The organism is Chryseobacterium sp. BLS98 (assembly GCF_001045445.1).
GTDB lineage: Bacteria > Bacteroidota > Bacteroidia > Flavobacteriales > Weeksellaceae > Chryseobacterium.
In genome coordinates, this window is the sequence record NZ_LFNF01000002.1 from 1,249,106 (window position 1) to 1,267,379 (window position 18,274).

At 35.5% G+C, this 18,274-nt stretch carries 17 protein-coding genes and 1 tRNA gene; 3 read left to right on the top strand and 15 right to left on the bottom strand.

Features of this window, described 5'->3' with window-relative positions:
- Window position 1: 1 nt before the first annotated feature.
- Entirely contained in the window at window positions 2-541 is a 540-nt protein-coding gene (locus ACM40_RS10660; protein ID WP_048502750.1) for a hypothetical protein, read from the top strand.
- Here the strand turns inward: ACM40_RS10660 and ACM40_RS10665 are convergent.
- From ACM40_RS10665 to ACM40_RS10705, 9 genes are all read right to left on the bottom strand, one after another.
- A complete protein-coding gene (locus ACM40_RS10665; protein WP_048502751.1) occupies window positions 538-1,272 on the bottom strand; it encodes an SDR family NAD(P)-dependent oxidoreductase in 735 nt (244 codons plus the stop codon). The genes ACM40_RS10660 and ACM40_RS10665 overlap by 4 nt on opposite strands.
- Window positions 1,273-1,327: 55 nt before the next feature.
- Window positions 1,328-1,654: a transposase gene (locus ACM40_RS10670; RefSeq protein ID WP_048502752.1), complete on the bottom strand. Its 327-nt coding sequence runs from the start codon at window positions 1,652-1,654 to the stop codon at window positions 1,328-1,330.
- A 9-nt stretch (window positions 1,655-1,663) separates the two neighbouring features.
- A complete protein-coding gene (locus ACM40_RS10675; protein WP_048502753.1) occupies window positions 1,664-2,101 on the bottom strand; it encodes a helix-turn-helix domain-containing protein in 438 nt (145 codons plus the stop codon).
- A gap of 68 nt (window positions 2,102-2,169) precedes the next feature.
- Window positions 2,170-3,747: a hypothetical protein gene (locus ACM40_RS10680; RefSeq protein WP_131705356.1), complete on the bottom strand. Its 1,578-nt coding sequence runs from the start codon at window positions 3,745-3,747 to the stop codon at window positions 2,170-2,172.
- Between the two features lie 276 nt (window positions 3,748-4,023).
- A complete protein-coding gene (locus ACM40_RS10685; RefSeq protein ID WP_048502755.1) occupies window positions 4,024-5,523 on the bottom strand; it encodes a hypothetical protein in 1,500 nt (499 codons plus the stop codon).
- A 259-nt stretch (window positions 5,524-5,782) separates the two neighbouring features.
- On the bottom strand, window positions 5,783-7,387 hold the full coding sequence (locus ACM40_RS10690) for an AraC family transcriptional regulator (RefSeq protein WP_083996830.1): 1,605 nt from the start codon (window positions 7,385-7,387) through the stop codon (window positions 5,783-5,785).
- A gap of 143 nt (window positions 7,388-7,530) precedes the next feature.
- Window positions 7,531-7,896, bottom strand: a complete 366-nt coding sequence (gene yajC / locus ACM40_RS10695; protein ID WP_048502757.1) for a preprotein translocase subunit YajC — start codon at window positions 7,894-7,896, stop codon at window positions 7,531-7,533.
- A 6-nt stretch (window positions 7,897-7,902) separates the two neighbouring features.
- Entirely contained in the window at window positions 7,903-8,421 is a 519-nt protein-coding gene (locus tag ACM40_RS10700; protein WP_048502758.1) for a DUF1573 domain-containing protein, read from the bottom strand.
- Window position 8,422: 1 nt separating this feature from the next.
- Window positions 8,423-9,328: a transcription antitermination protein NusB gene (locus ACM40_RS10705; RefSeq protein WP_048502759.1), complete on the bottom strand. Its 906-nt coding sequence runs from the start codon at window positions 9,326-9,328 to the stop codon at window positions 8,423-8,425.
- 90 nt (window positions 9,329-9,418) lie between these two features.
- On the opposite strand from ACM40_RS10705, the gene ACM40_RS10710 reads away from it, so the two are divergent.
- Both ACM40_RS10710 and ACM40_RS10715 read left to right on the top strand, forming a co-directional pair.
- Window positions 9,419-11,080 (top strand): ABC transporter ATP-binding protein, encoded by a 1,662-nt coding sequence (locus ACM40_RS10710; protein ID WP_048502760.1) that lies wholly within the window; start codon window positions 9,419-9,421, stop codon window positions 11,078-11,080.
- A 99-nt stretch (window positions 11,081-11,179) separates the two neighbouring features.
- Window positions 11,180-11,515, top strand: a complete 336-nt coding sequence (locus tag ACM40_RS10715) for a DUF3276 family protein (RefSeq protein ID WP_034701927.1) — start codon at window positions 11,180-11,182, stop codon at window positions 11,513-11,515.
- Window positions 11,516-11,657: 142 nt separating this feature from the next.
- Here the strand turns inward: ACM40_RS10715 and ACM40_RS10720 are convergent, their stop codons facing one another.
- The 6 genes from ACM40_RS10720 to ACM40_RS10745 form a co-directional block, all read right to left on the bottom strand.
- Window positions 11,658-13,892 carry a T9SS type A sorting domain-containing protein gene (locus ACM40_RS10720; RefSeq protein ID WP_048502761.1) on the bottom strand — a complete coding sequence of 745 codons (2,235 nt, stop codon included), beginning with the start codon at window positions 13,890-13,892 and terminating at the stop codon, window positions 11,658-11,660.
- 564 nt (window positions 13,893-14,456) lie between these two features.
- A tRNA-His gene (locus ACM40_RS10725) sits at window positions 14,457-14,532 on the bottom strand.
- Window positions 14,533-14,567: 35 nt separating this feature from the next.
- Window positions 14,568-15,287 carry a bacillithiol biosynthesis deacetylase BshB1 gene (bshB1, locus tag ACM40_RS10730; RefSeq protein WP_048502762.1) on the bottom strand — a complete coding sequence of 240 codons (720 nt, stop codon included), beginning with the start codon at window positions 15,285-15,287 and terminating at the stop codon, window positions 14,568-14,570.
- A gap of 160 nt (window positions 15,288-15,447) precedes the next feature.
- Window positions 15,448-17,097, bottom strand: a complete 1,650-nt coding sequence (locus ACM40_RS10735; protein WP_048502763.1) for a tetratricopeptide repeat protein — start codon at window positions 17,095-17,097, stop codon at window positions 15,448-15,450.
- Between the two features lie 92 nt (window positions 17,098-17,189).
- A complete protein-coding gene (locus tag ACM40_RS10740) occupies window positions 17,190-18,062 on the bottom strand; it encodes a PstS family phosphate ABC transporter substrate-binding protein (protein WP_048502764.1) in 873 nt (290 codons plus the stop codon).
- Window positions 18,052-18,249, bottom strand: a complete 198-nt coding sequence (locus tag ACM40_RS10745) for a DUF308 domain-containing protein (protein WP_083996832.1) — start codon at window positions 18,247-18,249, stop codon at window positions 18,052-18,054. Before ACM40_RS10745 ends, ACM40_RS10740 begins: the two co-directional genes overlap by 11 nt.
- Between the last annotated feature and the right edge of the window lie 25 nt (window positions 18,250-18,274).

An 18,274-nucleotide genomic window follows, 5' to 3' on the forward strand; every position in this document is an offset into this window, starting at 1 on the left:
CATGAACGAAACTATTAAGATTGAAATTCCATTTAACGAAACATTTGAAAGACAAAACCAAAATTTTTACTTCAAATATGTTTGGGGAAAAACATTAAAAAACTGGTGGAAAATTGTACTTTTTACAGCGGTATTTTTATTCTTGGGATTTTATCCAATAGAAAATTTTGATAAAAGCTTAATTTATTATATATGTAAATATGGTGGAATTTTTTTCTGCGGATATTGTTTTATTTTAATTAATCATTATTTTGTATCCAGAAAGAAATTTAAAAAAGAAGTTGATCAGATTATTGCTGATTTCAAAGCGAAAAATGAACCCTCCTACATTACTTTAGATAGCTACAGCATTGAATTTAAAAACGTGTTCTATAGTATCTCTTCCGTTTGGGAAAAAGTTTCTTATGTAAGATCAAATGATACTATTATCATAAATACAATCAATACATTATCCTTTATTATACAAAAATCTGAATTTAAAAATAATGAATTTGATGTTATATTAAATTACCTTGAAAAAAATTCTAAACAGCAAAATTAAGGTAATTTCGCCACCAAACTTTCCGGCAGAACTTTCAAAATCATATAAATCATTTTCCATTTGAAATTCGGGACAATGGTAAAAGAATTACCAGCGTTTACAATATGTTTTGCCACATAATCCGGTTCCATGATCAGGGATTCATTAAGCTGGAGTCCCTCATTGATTTTGGTTCTGATATAGCCAATTACCAAAGCATTGACCTTTATCTTTCTTGAAGCCAGTTCCTGTCTTAAACCGGCTAAATAGGTTGTAAAAGCAGCTTTTGTGCTTCCATACACAAAATTACTCTTCCTGCCTCTTACACCTGACAGTGAAGATAAACCGATGATTCTTTCCAGATTTTTATTGCTTTGATCCATAGCAATGATATTAAGGATGGAAACGGCTCCCATATAATTCACCTGCATCATCTGTTGTGTACCTTTAAAATCTCTTAAAGCCTTTTCATTATCAACCAGAAAACCTGCTGCATATACGACAATATGAGGCTTCACAGGAAGTTTATCATAAAATTCCTGATGGGAATCAAAATCTACAGCGTCAAAATAAAGGACGGTAATTTTTAACGGATCAAGCTGATGGTCTATAATAAATTTCTGAAGCGAAGCAGTATCTCTTGAAGCCGCTGTCACGGAAAATCCTTTTTCAAGGTACTGTCTGATGCACTGCTTGGCAACATCTGAATTGGCGCCTAGAATGAGAACGGTTTTGCCTGTATTTTGATTCATGATGCAAAGATACTTTACTACAGATATCCTGCAAAAAAGAAAAATTAATCTTTCTTTATCTTTCGAATACTTTTTTCCATTTTGCAATAGTATTCCTACTGATGTTATAATAGTCCGCGGTCTGGGTATTATTTAATTTATTATGCTTCTGATAATCCAATATCTCGATAACTGTTGATTCATCATAAGACCTGTGTTTTTGATTTGAAACAAATCTTTCAAAATCTTCCGTCCCAAATATAAGAGCGTTAAGTCTGATCACATCTAAGACTGAGAACTGTCGTTTATTCAATATAGTCTCACAAAGAATTCTTTTTTGGGGATATTTATTATTTATAATATCCATGTAGATTTTTTTATAATCCGGCTGCGATTTTTTCATAATATGATATTATCTTTTATCTTTGGTGTATTTAGCAATCCATTTATACAGCGTAGTTTTCGGAATTTTATATTCATTTATAATCTGACTTCTGCTCTTTTCTCCAGATTCCACAAGTTCTAAAATAAAATCAATCAGCTCTTTTGTATAAATATTTTTTTTGAACTGAGGGAGTTCTGTTTTCTTTTTCCCAGAAACAGCATTATACACAATAGAAGCAGCCGGAGCAAATAATATTAAATGCTGGGAATATAATCTGAAAAAATCATATCCCAGCAGCTTACACCATTTCAAAAGAATCTCTGAATCTAAGCTTTTAGAATAATACATTCTCTCAATTTCCTCTTCTGTGCATTTAAAAAAATTACAAATACGGGGTACTTCTATGCTATGCTCCACGACACGCTGACTGATTAAGGAACCAATATGTATATTCTTGAAATTCATTTTTTCTTAAAAACTTTGGTAAGAGTCAATTTTCTTACCAAAGCGACATCATTGTGTTTTTAGAATCGTTATGGTTTGCTCTTATGAGCCTGCAGGTCTTTAACCTTTTTTTCCAGATCTTTTATAATTTTGTCTTGTTTTTCCAGCATTATTGAGACCTTTTCGGCGGTAAGCGCATCAGGATCCTGTACCGATGCTCCGGCTGTTCTCGCAAATGCGCCGGGATTATAGGCATCTACTGCACAGTCTGTATCTGCAACAGTTCCTAAGACTCCAAGATTACTGACTGTAAGCTTGTAGCATGTTCCGTTGGGTGCCTTAAGAAGAATAAGATCCGCTACATCTCTCCAGGTCAAATTATTGTTCATATTTCCATTTCCCGGATCAGAAGATTTACCATGCGTTACCAGCACCTGTCCTCTTTTCCCATCAGTTTTAGGGAAATAATAAAATCCTTTATTAACATCATTGGTATCTTTGAATTGAAAATAAACTCCTAAAGCAGGATGCGTTGCAAATGCGGATGTCCCGTATGCAGGATTAGTATTATCAGTAGTAGAGAAACTGGTACTTCCTCCCGGAACAGTACTTATATTATTGCTTCTGCCATCTGAATCACTGCTGTAAAAATTTAAAAAAGTAGTATTTCCTACATTCTGAATATTTAAACTTCCTGAGGAGCCAGTTGGTGATGATTGACTTATAATAGTATTGGATTTATTCTGTGCAAAAAAACTACCTGTACCTGAGGTTGTATCTGTAACTCCATAAACGTTAAACCCCGAGAGCAAATTAGAATTGGTTTCAAGCAAAAATTGGGTACTGGAAGGTGTATCTGCCTTAGAAGCTCTAAAATCTCCAACCACCTCTAATTGCTTTTCAGGTGCCGTGGTATTTATCCCTACATGCCCATCTTCCTGAATAAACATACGTGTACTACCGCTGGCATTAAAGAACATATTGCTTAGGTTAGTCGTACCATCTCCTTTGTACCGAGCTACAATACTAGAAGTATTTTGAAATGCTCCATTAAAATACGGACGAAAGTGAAATGCTCCAATATTGTCATCGTTCTGCAAATTTTGAGGCAAAGCCTCTGTTCCTCTGGCTCCACGGAAGAAAAACTCTGAACCGGGAGTTGTATTATAGCTGTCTATAATAATATTATCATCAGCTGTTGTTTTATTGTCATTCAGGATATGCAGTGCAGCACTCGGTGTTTTAGAGTTGATCCCGATTTTTCCCATTTGATAAATATCCTGGGTATTCAAAGCTGCAGGAGTGTTGGTGCCCGAAACATTCCAAGGCTCGATAGTACCTGAATTACCGTCTGTAATTTTTATCCAAAGACTACCATCAAAATAATAATAACCAACCTGCGTAACATTAATGGTTTTAGGTGTTACAGGACTTGCTGCTGCTGTTGCATATATAATTGCCCCCAGCTGATCTGTCCCATATAAAAGGTCCTTCGCCTTCAATTCATTTCCCGTTAATCTTGGCGCTATAAAACCGTCAGTCTTGGTAATATCGTTAGGTTTAGCTACAACATCTAATGTTGCTTTTGGAGACTCGGTACTTATGCCGACCTGTGCAAATGAAGATTGTACGACAACAACTCCCAGAAATAAAACTATTTTTTTCATATTTTTAATGTTTTTAATAAATTTTTTATAAAATCCCTGATACAAAGGAATACCTAGCAGTGTGAATAAAAAAACAAAAAGAATAAGCAGATCATATGATTTGACATATCTGTTTTATTTTTTAAATCACTAAAAAAGCAATGGAATTAATTAAGGATGTCCAATCCGGATAATTTTTGTTTTTGTAAATCTTTCAACAGATATTGGCTTGTGTTTTTAGAACCTAGATGAGAATACATTTTTCTATATATTGGGAACAAAGTTTTTTACTATATTTTAAGGTGTACACGGTGTTGTACTTCTAAATAAGTTACCGTCTGCATCAATACAAGCAAAAGCATTTCCAGTCCCTTTCAATTGATTTACTTGAACTTTTCCATCTTTATATATTGTTAATGCATTTTTTTTAGCTGTGTCACTTGTACCAATACCAACTTGAAGAATAGGGTCTGTACCTATCCAGTTTGAGGGATTAGAGGTAGAAGCAATTTCGTTCCATCTACCTAAAACAATTTCTGAAAAAGAGTTAGCCATTAAATCTGAACCAATTGTTGTGGAAACATGTCCTTTAGATGTATTCCGTGTTCCAATAGAAGTTGCATAATTTATTGTACCATTTCCTCCAATTGTATTATTAAGCCCAAAGACTGTGGCATATCCAGCATCTGTATTTACAATATTATTTGCTCCCGAAACAAAAGCAGTAGGAGAACTTACTTTATTGTTTGTGCCAACAACTAAAGAGAGGTTTGCGTCAATAAGAGTATTCTTGCTCCCCAATAACCCAACATAAGAAGAATTGTTGGCTATATTTTGAAATCCAGTCGCAAAAACACTTGAAGAAGTTTGGTCTGTTGAGTTTGTACTGCCATTGATAATATTATAATCTCCATGTATTATATTTTGACTCCCATTTACTATTGAATAGTCATTTTGTATCTGATTTCCATTTCCTCCTACCATATTTCCTACCGTATTGGTTATCCCGGCAATTGGAGATAAATTGTTGTTAAGCCCAGTAACTAAATTGTATGCAGTTGCATTGCCTGAAACAATATTATCAGCACCACTAATAAGACTTCTGACTCCTTCGACATTGTTTTGAATACCAAATATACCATTATATGAGCCTCCTGTAGTATTCGAGTTACCTGCTACAATATTACCGGGCCCGGTCACAGTATTGCTATCTCCAAAAGCTGCACTTCTTACCCCTGATACCTTATTGTTATTCCCTACTGCAATAGAATTACTTCCAACAGGAGATGAGCCGTTAATTTCTTCTGCATTAGGACTTCCTCCACGAATAGATCCGCGAACATCTAATTTTGTAACAGCACTACTTGCTCCAATTCCCACTTTGCCCATCTGATAAATATCCTGTGTATTTTTGGTAGCGGCCTTATTGATAGCAGAATCATACCAGGGTTCTATATAGTTTCCGTTCTCGGTGGAAGTATCTGCAAGTCCTATCCAAACATTTCCATTAAAATAATAATATCCCGTAGTGACTACATTAATGGTTTTAAGTGTTACAGGACTAGCGGCAGCAGTTGCATATACAATAGCCCCAACCTGATCTGTCCCGTATAAAAGATCCTTCGCCTTCAATTCATTTCCTGTTAATCTTGGCGCTATAAAACCGTCGGTCTTAGTAATATCGTTAGGTTTAGCCGCAACATCTAATGTTGCTTTTGGAAATTCGGTACTTATGCCGACCTGTGCAAATGAAGATTGAACGACAACAACTCCCAGAAATAAAACTATTTTTTTCATATTTTTAATGTTTTTAAGATTGTGCTTGAATTAAGATAACCCTGCAAAAGTATTAGATACGGTAAGTTTTACACAAAGGGTAACCTTGTTAAATCAGGGAAAAATCAAGTTAAACAATAGATTTAAAACGCTAATTATCAAATGATTAAATCTGATTAATCATTCTCATATTTAATCAAATTCAGAATCAAAAAAAAGAATGTAAAAAATTAATTTTACATTCTTTTAACTGATTAATTTTCAAAAAAATAGAAAATTCCTATGTTTTTTGATGAGCCTTTCCCCGAGCCTGACTAATGAAAGCAGAAGGAGAAATGCCTGTTACATTTTTAAATATTTTTGTAAACACACTATGTGATGAAAAGCCACTTTCCTGTGCCAAGTAGCTTATTTTATAATTTTGATATTCCGGATTGTTAATAATCTTTGAGCAAATATAATCTATACGAAGTTCATTGATGTAAACATTGAAGTTCTTTCCTTTCCGATCATTAACAACTTCAGAAATATAATTGGCATTTGTTCCAAATTGGGAAGCTAAATAGGTAACACTCATTTTTGGATTGGTAAATTTTTCAGAATTTTCAAATTTCTGCAACTTCTGTAATATATCTTTTTCTACCATTTCCGGTATGATTCGTTTCTTTATATTTTCTTCAGTTGAATTGACAGGGATTGTCTCTGAATCTACTGCCGGTAAGTCTATCAGATCTTTATTTTTTTCTTCCAGTCTGTTTTCAAGCTTAGAAATAATATTCTGGAAAAGGAGCTTTTCTCTTTTCTTCGCCTTCTGAATTTTGTAAATACTGAAAAATGCTACAAAAACAACGACTGCTAAACCCATCAACAAGGCTATTATTTTCAGTTTTTTATCCTTTTCTTTTGCGTCAGACATCACCTGTTCCTGCTTAATAGATTCTTCCAGCGCCTCTTTCTCTTCTATTGACAGCTTTTGAGAAAACTTTAAGAATAGGTCATTATATTTCTTGTAATTTATAAAGTCATTTACAGCTTTATAGCTGTTTGATAGGGTGCTGTACAATTCCGTCTTTACATAAAGCCCTTCGTTATTACCTTCTTTTATAGCAATTGAAAGTGTATCAATAGCTCTTTTATTTTCCCCTCTATAAGAATAAATTTTCCCAAGATACAGATAGGCATAGGCCTTCCGATGTTTTTTAGTTTGTTCAATCACTAAGGAAGGATCCAAAGATCTTTTAAAAGCCCATTCAGACGAATCTATTTTTTCTGCATAAAAATAAATTTCTCCCAGCCTCATATACATTAGATCAAATTCTTCGCGTACCTCATGATGAAGCCTCTTATCATCATATTGTCTTCCATAATCTATTGCTTTCTTTAGGTTGGCAATTGCAAGTTCATAATTCTTCTGATTTTTATAGTTTTCTCCAATATACTGGTATAGCCTTGAAAGGCTAAGATTTTTTAAACTTGGATCCGGTTGTTTTTCAGTATAGTTTATTGCTTCTTTTAAATATTTATCCGCTTGCTCTACAAGCCCCATTTTGATATATGTATTAGCAAGACCCATATTAGCATTTGCCTGTACTTCATAATTATTGGTAAGCTTCACTTCCTCAACTGCTTTTATCAAATAGGAAACAGCGTTCTGTGGTGAGCCTTTTATATTATAAGAAGTTCCTATACCAATTAATGCATATGAGATTTGTATTTTATCAGATTTAGGGTTATTCAATATTTCCTTTCCTATTTCAATAGCTTTATCAGGCGAATGAAACTGAATATCAAACAACTCCCATACTTGACCCTCTATTTTAGGATCCTGAGCATACATACATTGAATGCCTATCAAAAGAAATAAAAAAATAAAAATTTTCCTCATTGAAATATTTTTCTAAAAGTAAACATTTTCTATTGTTAATTTAAACAGTTGCAATATATAGTGCGAAATTCTAAAACCCTATAAAGCCAAGAATGGCGCTAAACTTTCGTACAGCGCCATTGTTTACTATTTTAAAAACTGAATTATTTCTTCTCAGTTTCGATTTCTGTTTTCTCAGCTGTTTTCTCAGCAGCAGCTTTCGCTTTGTCTCCAAAACGGGCTTCAGTAAATTCTCTTGAAACAGCCGCTTTTTCGAATTTCAGTTTTCCGGATAAAGTTTCTATCACGAATCCGTCATCCTGAACCTGGGCAATTCTTCCGTGAAGACCTGAGGTAAGAACGACTCTTGTTCCTACTTTTAAGGTTTCCTGAAAGCTTTTCTCCTGCTTCTGCTTTCTCATTTGTGGTCTTATCATTAGAAAATAAAAACCGACAAACATCACCCCCATCATGATCAGCATCATTGATGAAGATCCCTGTGGCTGTGCCTGTAAAAAGATTGTCAACATATTGTATTACGGTTGAATGTTCGCTGTGAACGTTAATTTAATAGGAGCTTTATCTACGTTGGCAAATACATCTGCATACTTCTGAACGTTTCCGTCGAAGCTTGAAGAATCAAAATGCAAAGTGATTTTTCCTTTTTTACCGGGAAGAATAGGATCTTTTGTAAAATCAGGAGCCGTACATCCGCATCCAGGCTTTACTTCAGAGATCACTAAAGGATTTTTCCCTGTATTGGTGATTTCGTAAACGTGCTCTACTTTATCTCCTTTTTTGATGTTTCCAAAATCGAAGTTATTTTCAGACAGGGCCACAGTTGTTAATGGCTGGTTTGAAACCGGAGCTGTAGCAGCAGCTGTTTCAGCCGAAACCGGTGCAGCAGCAGTCGGAGCCAAATTGGTTGCACCCGCTGTAGAATCTGTAGTGTTAGCAACTTCTGTTCCTGCAGCAGCTTGCTGGTTTTCTTTTTTACAAGATACCAGACCCAGGCCTATGATAGACAAAGCGATAATTGATAATGTCTTTTTCATGTTAAATTCTATTTTGATCTTTACAATATTTATCCAAAATTCCGTTAATGAAGATATTGGAGCGGTCCGTTGCAAATACTTTTGCAATTTCAATATATTCATTGATAATAACTCTTGAAGGGGTAAAAGGAAAATTATCCAGCTCTGAAATAGCCGTAGCCAGAATTACTTTATCCATTAGGGAAACTCTCTCCAGATCCCAGTTTTCCAGTCTCTCACTTAGTTTTTTCTCATTAGCTTCCCAGTTATTCAGGGTATCTCTAAGGAGTTTTCCGGCGAAAGTTTTATCTTCTTCATCTTTAATCATTTTAATTAAAGTCCTGCTTTCTTCATCTTCTTTCAGGAAACCGATTGTTTTCTGTACCATTGAGTTGGCAATATGGATATCGTCATACCATGAAAGTTCTTTATCACTAAGATAATCCTGGAAATCATCATTTTCAGCAATATATCTCAGGAACAACTTTCCGATAAACTTCTGATCGTCTTCAAAAGAGTATCCGTCTTCTTTCATAAAATCCTGGTAACGTTTTCCTGCAGTAATCCTCTGGAACGTTTTCACCAATAAATCATCATGCATATCCCATTTCAGCTGTTTGTGCTGGCCTGTAAAAAATAATCTTTCAGGATTTTCCTCAAGCTTGATCAGTACCTGGTTATTGATGAATTTTTGGTTAGGGTTGATATCAGCATCGGTTTTGATATACTTGTTTTTCCCGATTTCAATTTGGGTTTCTGCCAATTCTTTCAGAGCCACCAAAAAATTAAGCTGATAAATATAGAGATTATAGATTTTCTCTATTCCTGAGAACATGTTTTTCTCTAAAACATCAAACTTTACAGGATTCTGATAGTATGAATACACTGTCTGTACTACTTTTTCACGGATTTGTCGTCTTCCTAACATTCAAAGAGCTTTTTATGGGTGCAAAGATACAAAAATTAAAATTGATGAAATTCGTAGTATGTATACATTTTTGTAAATTTGTAAAACTTTATGAAAGCGCTAAAAACCTTAAACCCTTACTTTTGGAAGCACAAAATATTATTGTTTTGGGGGTTGTTATTTATCATTGCCAGTAATTTCTTCAACATTTATAAGGTTCAGTTTGTAGGAAAGTCTGTAGACGAGCTTACAAAAAGCGGAAACCTGGGCTTTAACCAACAGGTTTTGGTGTATGTAGCTATTATTGTCGGCTGCTCACTACTTACAGGATTTTTTACGTTTATGATGCGCCAGACCATTATTGTAGCATCCCGAAGGATTGAATACGAACTGAAAAATAAAATTTACAGACATTATCAGGAACTTTCCCTTACAGATTATAAGCAAACCACCATCGGTGATCTAATGAACAGGTTAAGTGAAGATGTTGTAGCTGTCAGAATGTATTTGGGTCCGGGGGTAATGTATGTGGTGAATCTCGTGATTCTTCTTTTAATTACGAGTATTTATATGGTAAAAACCGATGCTTCTATGACTCTGTGGACTCTTTTGCCGCTTCCCATTTTATCTTACATTATATTTAAGGTAAGCTCGATTATCAACCAGAAGTCCAAGATTATGCAGAAAAGCCAGTCTGCCATCTCTACTTTTGTACAGGACAGCTTTTCCGGGATTCGCGTAGTGAAGTTTTTTGCCAAAGAAAACTACATCAAGAAAAACTACGGCATAAAAGTTACCGATTATCAGAACAAAGCATTAGATCTGGCGAAAACCGAAGCCTATTTCTTTACCATTATCTTATTTGTAATCGGACTGCTGAATGTAGCTGTTATATTAATCGGCGGTCAGAAATATATCGCCGGGCAATTAAGCGTTGGTAAAATTGCTGATTTCTTCATGTATATCAACATCCTGATCTGGCCGTTTTCAATGGTGGGATGGGTAACTTCCGTGAACCAGAGAGCTGAAGCTTCGATGCAGAGGATTAATGAATTCCTGGATAAAAAATCAGAAGTCATCAATACGAATTTTGAGAACTATCCTATTAAAGGAGATATTGAATTCAGGAATGTTTCTTATGTGTACCCAAATACAGGAATCAGAGCCCTGGATAACCTGAGTTTTACCATTAAAGCCGGACAATCTCTTGCGATCATGGGTAAAACAGGAAGCGGAAAATCTACTATTGCCCTTCTTCTATGCAGACTTATTGACCCTACGGAAGGAGAAATTTTAATTGACGGTAAAAACCTGAAAGATCATAATCTCACGAATTACAGAAATTTCATCGGTTATATTCCTCAGGAAAGTTACTTATTCTCTGATTCCATCGAAAATAATATCGGCTTCGCGATCGACCATCCTTCCCATGAAAAAGTGGTGGAATATGCTAAGATTGCTGACGTGGATAAAAATATCATTGGATTTAAGGAGCAGTATAAAACACTGGTAGGTGAACGCGGGGTGATGCTTTCCGGGGGACAAAAGCAAAGAATTTGTATCGCCAGAGCATTAATTAAGAACCCGAATATCATTATTTTCGATGATTCTCTGTCTGCCCTGGATACGGAAACAGAGCAGAATATTCTTGAAAATATCGACCGGAAAATCAGCAATGCTACGTCCATAATTATCACACACAGAGAGTCTAGCGCTCAGAGAGCTGACAAAATCATCAACTTAACCGAAATTACCAATTCTGTAACCGCTTAGCCGTTTCATTCTCAATTGTTAAATAAATCATAAAAAAAATTTTGTGATTAAAAGAATTCTTTTATATTTGTTCTTAACAAGATTAAAAAATATCTAACAATGAGTGAATACAAGGAACGCCATGAAAATGAAATTTTCACTAAGGTGTTAAAAGCAGGAAGAAGAACTTATTTCTTTGATGTGCGCGAGACGAAAGCAGGAGATTATTATCTTACGATTACTGAAAGTAAAAAGAATTTCGGAGAGAATGGGGAAGCTACATTCGAGAAACACAAAATTTATCTTTACAAAGAGGATTTTAAAAGTTTCCAGGAGATGTTTAATGAATCCACAGATTTCATCATTAACGAAAAGGGTGAGGATGTAATATCAGAAAAACATGACAAAGACTTCAAAAGCAAATCATTCACAATTGATTCTGACGACGAAGTTTAAAAAAAGAATATTCTAAAAACACAAGCATCTGAAAAAGGTGCTTTTTTTTGTGTCCAAAATTAAATTCACCAAATAAAATAAAAAGTACACTTTAAAAGTGTACTTTTTGTGAGTCATAGTTAAAAATCAAATCCTATCTATTTTATTTTTTAATGACTTTTAAGGTCTTTACATCATCATTTGAATTTACTTTAACCAAATAAACTCCTGATGCCAGACCGGAAAAATCTATTGTGCTTTCATTAGCATTTATTATTTTATTCAATACTTCCTGACCCAAGAGATTATAAACCGATACTAAAGAAATCTTTTTATCAAACGAAATAATAAGCTTGTCATTAACCGGGTTCGGATAAGCCATTAAAGTATTGTTAGACTTTGTAAAATCATCAACACCTAAAGTTGGACAGGCAATCGTTGTTGGAGTATTTTTATCAACCGTGGAACCATCACCTAACTGACCATAAAGATTTAATCCCCATGTACTAACGGTCCCGTCACTTTTTAAGGCAAAAGTATGTGATATTCCGCCAGCAATAGCTTTCCAGGTGGTAAGACTGCCTATTTGTACAGGAATATTACTGTTTGAAGTAAGTCCGTTTCCTAACTGTCCGTATTGATTTCTTCCCCAGGCCCAAAGTGTCCCGTTGGATTTTATAGCTGTGGTGTGATTTCCTCCGGAAGCAATGGTCTGCCAGTTAGTGGCTGTTCCGATTTGCGTTGGAACATTCTTATTGGCAGTTGTTCCGTCCCCCAATTGTCCATTAGCATTATATCCCCAGGCCCACAGAGTTCCGTCTGTTTTTAATGCAGCGACATGAAGCGCTCCTACACCAAGGCTTTGCCAGTTGCTGGCAGTGCCAATCTGAGTAGGTACCAGCCTGTTGGTATTGGTAGCATCTCCAATAGTACCGTAAGTATTACTTCCCCAGGCCCACAATGTTCCGTCTGTTTTCAATGCAACGGTAAAATCCTGTCCGCATTGAACAGCTAACCAATTAGTAGCAGTTCCGATTTGAACGGGTACTAAACTGTTAGTAGTGTTGCCTGTACCTAGCTGTCCATAAGGATTAAGCCCCCAGGCCCATAGTGTTCCGTTATTTTTTATAGCCACCGTATGATACATTCCTGTATCAAAAGTTTTCCAGTCATTAGCCGTTCCTACCTGTACTGGTGTGTACTGATCCGTATTGGTACCGTTGCCCAACTGACCAGAATTTGCTCCCCAGGCCCATAATGTTCCATCAGTTTTTTGGGCAATGGTGTGGTTGCTTCCGCCGACAATCTCTTTCCAGTTGTTAGCTGTTCCTATTCGTTTTGGGGTTGATGAATTAGTCGTTGTCCCATTTCCTAATTGTCCTGAATAATTATTTCCCCAGGCCCATAATGTTCCGTCCGTTTTTATAGCTACACTATGCAGACTACCCGCGTTTATTTTTTGAAAACAACCTGTTTGAACAGCTCCCGGCGACATTTTCGTTAAACCAAGCTGTAATGTTCCCAACCAGATAGTCCCTGAAGATTGGGTCCTGACTGCACTGAAATAGTCATCCGGTAAACCTAAATTTGTATTGGTTCTGGTGTAAGTCGTACAATTTGTAAAATTTTGCAAACCTGCCCCATTAAAACCAATCCATACTTTACTGTTGCTGTCAACATCCAGAGCGTTCGGATTATATCCTGCAAGACAAGAAGTGCTTTGGTAGATAAATGTGAGATTAGTTCCGCTCGTTGTTAATGTAATTAAGCTGTCAGAACCTTTTACATACACTGTATTGTTGGCAATTCTCAATATTCTCTCAGTTCCCTGAGCTATAAAATCAAAATCAGTTCCATTGAATTTATACAATACACCTCCATTGGTAACCCAAACACCATTATTACTGTCGGTGGCCACAGAATTCAGGTTGGCCAAAGGATAAGTAGCCCATGTAGTACCGTTGAATTTTGTCAGTCCTGAATCTGTAGCAATCCAAAGGTTATTTTGTCCGTCAACTGCTATATCATTGATTGCATTAGTGGGTAACCCTGAATTGGAAGTTGTATAGTTAGTCCAGCTTGTTCCGTTATATAAAATAATTCCATTGAGCTGAGAGGCAATCCATTTTCTCGCTAAACCATCAATTTGAATTTTTATAATTGAGTTGGATGCAATACCGGAATTAGTAGTATTATAATTGGTAAAGGTTGTTCCGTTAAAAGTTGAAACTCCATTAAAAGTTGCAAGCCAAAGCAAGCCATTGGCATCGGTTTTAATATCCGCAATGTAATTGCTTCCTATTTCTGAATTTGATACATTGTAAGTTGTATAAGTATACGTTTGTGCCAATGCAGAAATTGAACTGAAAATTAAAAGTAAAAAGTAGAGTTTTTTCATAGTTTTTAGTAAAATAAATTTCTTCATGTTTTAGTTTTATAATATTTCCCTACTCATTTAGCTTTTCGGTTCCGCTTCGTTTGAATGGTTTCTGAACTCCATATAAAATGGAAACCTTTCAAAATCAAATTAATTCATGACTTTAAAAGTATTTTTGTTAATTGGCAATACCGATTATGACCGACAGAACATCTGCAGTCGTTTTCAGCATCCATAGTTTCCAATATGATTACTGAAATAATTAAAATGAATACACAACTTGTATTTTTAAAGAAACCTAAAGGATTTCTTTAATTGTAAATTGCTAGAAATGGGTATTGATGAATTAACAGAATAAAATTCAGGGTAGTTTTTTCATGGTTTAATTGTTTTTGAAATTCAGGTTTTAGTTTTTAGTACAACAGTTATCATGTTGATGATGTATATTGTGACTACAAAAATATACTATTCTTGTGGATTATCAAACAATTAACAAAAATTAACACACCAAATAGTGTTTTCTTAAACGGATATTTTATAGTATATAGAAATAAAAAAAGTACACTTTAAAAGTGTACTTTTCTTGGGTGAATGATGGGTCTCGAACCCACGACCTTCGGAACCACAATCCGACGCTCTAACCAACTGAGCTACAATCACCGTTTTGTGAGTGCAAATATAGGAGATATTTTTTAATTACCAAACAATTCCGTCAAAATTTTTCATCGCAATCAACTTCTCAGACGTAAATCCCTCAGCGTAAGTCACTCCCGATAATCTTCCCAAATCCTGAGCACGGTAAGTCAGACTTTCAAAAAAATCTTTTGTTGCGATAGGGGTAACAGGTTCGTTGGACGTAGGATCATAGAATTGTGTTTTAAAAGCCATACAGGCCGCAATCTTTTTATCCAGATGTTCAGATATGTCAATGACAAATTCCGGCTTGATATCTTTCCATTGAATATAATGGAAAATCTGCTTTGGTCTCCACACTTCCTGGTTTTCCCCTTCTAAAACTGTTACGATTTTTCTCAAACCGGATAAAAAGCACGCATCCGATACTAATTTCGCTCCTTTTGCATGGTCCGGATGCCTATCATCAATTGCATTGGCTAAGACGATTTCAGGGCGATATTTGCGGATCATTTTTACAATCTCAATCTGGTATTCTTCAGAATTAACCAAAAAGCCATCTTTCATTCCAAGATTCTCCCTGGCAGAAACCCCAAGTATCTTTGCGGACTCTCCTGCTTCTACTTTTCTGGTTTCATCTGTTCCTCTGGTACCGAGCTCTCCTTTTGTAAGATCTACAATAACGCATGTTTTCCCTTCTGAAATCATTTTGGCGATAGTGCCGCCACATCCCAGCTCTACATCATCAGGATGTGCTCCAAAAGCAAGTATATCTGTTTTCATCTGTTCTCTTTATTTTTTAATTTGTCAAATGGAACGCCCAATAATCTTTCTCATATTTTCGAATTTTTAACCCCGGGTGTTTCATATTTTCAAAGATAAGATTTAAAATAAAAACTTCCCAAACATTGAGAATGGGAAGTTTTAATATCTATAAGTTAAATTACTTGTTAATTTCTGCATTTAATTTTACAGCATCCTGGTAAGTAGGATCAAGCTGTAAAGATTTAGCTATATAATCTTTAGCTTTTGCAGGATCAGAATCTTTGCTCATGTAAGCTACGGCAAAGTATGCGTACGCTAAAGTCTGCTTGTTAGCTTCCTGATCTGCAGGTTTTACTGTGCTGATGAATTTTTCATAGGCTAATTTTGCAGCATCATTATTTCCTGCCTGCTGGTAAGAATACCCCTGACTGTAGTAAGCTGGAGCCCAATCTGGAAGAAGGGCACTCATTTTCTGCCATGTAAGTACTGCTCCATTCCAGTTTTTAGCATCCTGGTAAGCTGTTGCCAGTTTAAACAGGGAATCTGAATCTTCTTTATTAGCAGCTACTTTTTTCTTCAATGCTTCAATTTCAGGAGTGGTAGGTCCTTTTTCTGCTTCAGCCTGAGAAGCACCTCCTCCTGCAATATTAGCCAATTCTATATCCCACTTCATTGTTTCATCTTTAGCAGCTTTAGCAATAGCAATTTTTTGCTGAGCTTCTGTATTTAAAGCTGTTTTTTTAGCAGCGTCAGTTTCAGTTTTAGCTAAACCTGCTGCAATAAGTCCCTGAAGACCCTGATCAGCCGGCTGAATTCTTGTTTTCTCAGCCTGAGATACGAAAGTATCCATATTTTGCTTTGCTTCAGCATAGTTTCCGTCTGCATAAGACTGGTAAGCTCTTAGCTTAAATTTGATTGGGTCATCAATTTTGTCAAAAATCTTATCTAAAACTGTTTTAGAGTTTGCATAATCCTCGTTAGTGAAATACAATTTAGCAATTTCTAACTGGGTGTATGGATCCTCATCAGCATATTTTGTATAGTTGATCAAATCTTGAGTTGCTTTTGCATTCTGCTGGTATCTGATATCATAAGAAGCCAAAGCTTTGTAAGCAGGTGCATAAGTTGCATCTACAGCAATTGCTTTGTCAATACTTTGTTTAGCCTGCTGCCATTGTTGTGCTGCCATCCATAGGGTAGCCATTCTTGTATAAACAGACGCTTTATTTTTAGCTAATGGAAGCGCTTTATCATAAGCAGACATAGCATCACCAGGAACTCTTTTCAATCTGTAAGCATCTCCAAGTGTATAATAGTAGTGAGCAGGAACTCCTTTTTTCTCAGCTTTTTCAATAGCTTTTGTCAGATACTGGATAGCTGCATCAGGAGCACTGTTTTTTTCAAACAATGTTAAAGCTTCTGCTGCTCTGAATAATACTTCAGCATCCTTTTCTTTTGAATCTGCTACAATTTTCTGAATTTCAGCAATTGCACTTTTATCTCCTTTACCTAATTTTACAGTAGCCAGACCTATTTTGTTAAGATAGCTTTTGCTGTCAACAGCTAAACCTTTGTTAAAACTTTCGATAGCTTTAGCATAATCAGGCTCCCCCTGTTTCAGGTATGTGTTTCCTAAGTAGAAGTAATTTTCTGCTGTTGGTGCTTTGGCAACCATTTCCGTGAAATTGGTTTTAGCCTGAGCATATTTATCACTGTCTATACTGTTAATACCATCCTGCAGTGTTTGTGCAGTGGCTAAACCGGAAAAAAATACTACGGCAGCTCCAAAAGCAATTTTCTTTACATTCATAATCATTATATCTTTCATTTTATATTTTTCTTATATTTTGAGTTATATGCTCCACAATTTTCAGACCAAAATAATATTTTATAAAGTGGGTACTATTATTTTAATATTTTTTAACGCATCTGTACCTCTCTTTTGTATATATTATAGGGCTGTAAACCTTCTTTTTGTACAATCATCTGACCCAATTGGGTACATGAATATCTGATAAATCCGTTTGCAATATTAAAGTTTCCTTCATTGGTTAGAAAATAGAGAACACGGGTAAAAGGGTATTCCATTTCGCGAAGACCGGCAGCATCAGCGGTGTATAGTTTTCCGTTATTTTCTATAGGAAGAATTTTCACCATATCTCTCAGCTTCTCAGAAGTTTTATCATAGGGACGGCTGAAAGTATTCAATCCTATAACTCCAATTTTATCCGGATATTTTCCTAATTCTTCTATGATTTTCTGGTTTCCGGGAATAATGGAAAATTTCAGGTCTTTCGGCTGCTTTTTCAGTTTCTGGGCAACAAAGTTCAGGTTACTAGAATTGGTTCCGTCGAAAATGAAGTTCTTCGCCTCAGATTCTAATCCTTTTTTGATTTCATCCATAGAAATGCTCTGCTTTGGAGAGTCCTTCGGAACAACAAATACAACTGCATCTGCAGCGAATTTTGCCGGAAGAAATTTAAGATCTACCTGTTCTTCATATGCTTTTTTCTCTTCCGGGGTAAGATCCCTTGACATTACTGTTATTCTTGCTTTATCCTTCAACAGGTCAAGGAAAGCCAGATCTTCTTTCTGCGTTACAACCTTAATGTGGGTTTCCGGATAATTAATCATATATCCGTCTGCCAATGCTTCGGTAACGCTTTTAAAAGATTCATCAGTCAGTATGGTAAGATCTCCTTTATGATAAGACGGAGATTTGTCATCTTTTTTGCAGCTTACAGCCGCGATGCTCATTATAGAAAGCAACGTAATTTTTAAACTATTTCTCATTTCCTGAATCTTTAAGTCTTGAAACTGCTCTATAGATTCTGAAAATTCCATAAAGAATAAGCACTGCACCCATTGCATAAGCAATAGCAGGCTCTAAAACCGTAAAGAAAAATTTGTAGATAATAACCACAACTCCCAATACGATATAAAATAATCCTGTAACTAAGGATAACCAGTTGAACATCATGTAACAAAAATACCAAAAAAAATAA

Coding starts and splice junctions, on each gene's coding strand:
- ACM40_RS10705 (WP_048502759.1), bottom strand. CDS start 9,328: ATGTTAGGAAGACGACAAATCCGTGAAAAAGTAGTACAGACAGTGTAT.
- ACM40_RS10740 (WP_048502764.1), bottom strand. CDS start 18,062: ATGAGAAATAGTTTAAAAATTACGTTGCTTTCTATAATGAGCATCGCG.
- ACM40_RS10700 (WP_048502758.1), bottom strand. CDS start 8,421: ATGAAAAAGACATTATCAATTATCGCTTTGTCTATCATAGGCCTGGGT.
- ACM40_RS10685 (WP_048502755.1), bottom strand. CDS start 5,523: ATGAAAAAAATAGTTTTATTTCTGGGAGTTGTTGTCGTTCAATCTTCA.
- ACM40_RS10710 (WP_048502760.1), top strand. CDS start 9,419: ATGAAAGCGCTAAAAACCTTAAACCCTTACTTTTGGAAGCACAAAATA.
- ACM40_RS10720 (WP_048502761.1), bottom strand. CDS start 13,892: ATGAAAAAACTCTACTTTTTACTTTTAATTTTCAGTTCAATTTCTGCA.
- yajC (WP_048502757.1), bottom strand. CDS start 7,896: ATGTTGACAATCTTTTTACAGGCACAGCCACAGGGATCTTCATCAATG.
- ACM40_RS10715 (WP_034701927.1), top strand. CDS start 11,180: ATGAGTGAATACAAGGAACGCCATGAAAATGAAATTTTCACTAAGGTG.
- ACM40_RS10745 (WP_083996832.1), bottom strand. CDS start 18,249: ATGATGTTCAACTGGTTATCCTTAGTTACAGGATTATTTTATATCGTA.
- ACM40_RS10680 (WP_131705356.1), bottom strand. CDS start 3,747: ATGAAAAAAATAGTTTTATTTCTGGGAGTTGTTGTCGTACAATCTTCA.
- bshB1 (WP_048502762.1), bottom strand. CDS start 15,287: ATGAAAACAGATATACTTGCTTTTGGAGCACATCCTGATGATGTAGAG.
- ACM40_RS10665 (WP_048502751.1), bottom strand. CDS start 1,272: ATGAATCAAAATACAGGCAAAACCGTTCTCATTCTAGGCGCCAATTCA.
- ACM40_RS10660 (WP_048502750.1), top strand. CDS start 2: ATGAACGAAACTATTAAGATTGAAATTCCATTTAACGAAACATTTGAA.
- ACM40_RS10675 (WP_048502753.1), bottom strand. CDS start 2,101: ATGAATTTCAAGAATATACATATTGGTTCCTTAATCAGTCAGCGTGTC.
- ACM40_RS10670 (WP_048502752.1), bottom strand. CDS start 1,654: ATGAAAAAATCGCAGCCGGATTATAAAAAAATCTACATGGATATTATA.
- ACM40_RS10690 (WP_083996830.1), bottom strand. CDS start 7,387: ATGAGGAAAATTTTTATTTTTTTATTTCTTTTGATAGGCATTCAATGT.
- ACM40_RS10735 (WP_048502763.1), bottom strand. CDS start 17,097: ATGAAAGATATAATGATTATGAATGTAAAGAAAATTGCTTTTGGAGCT.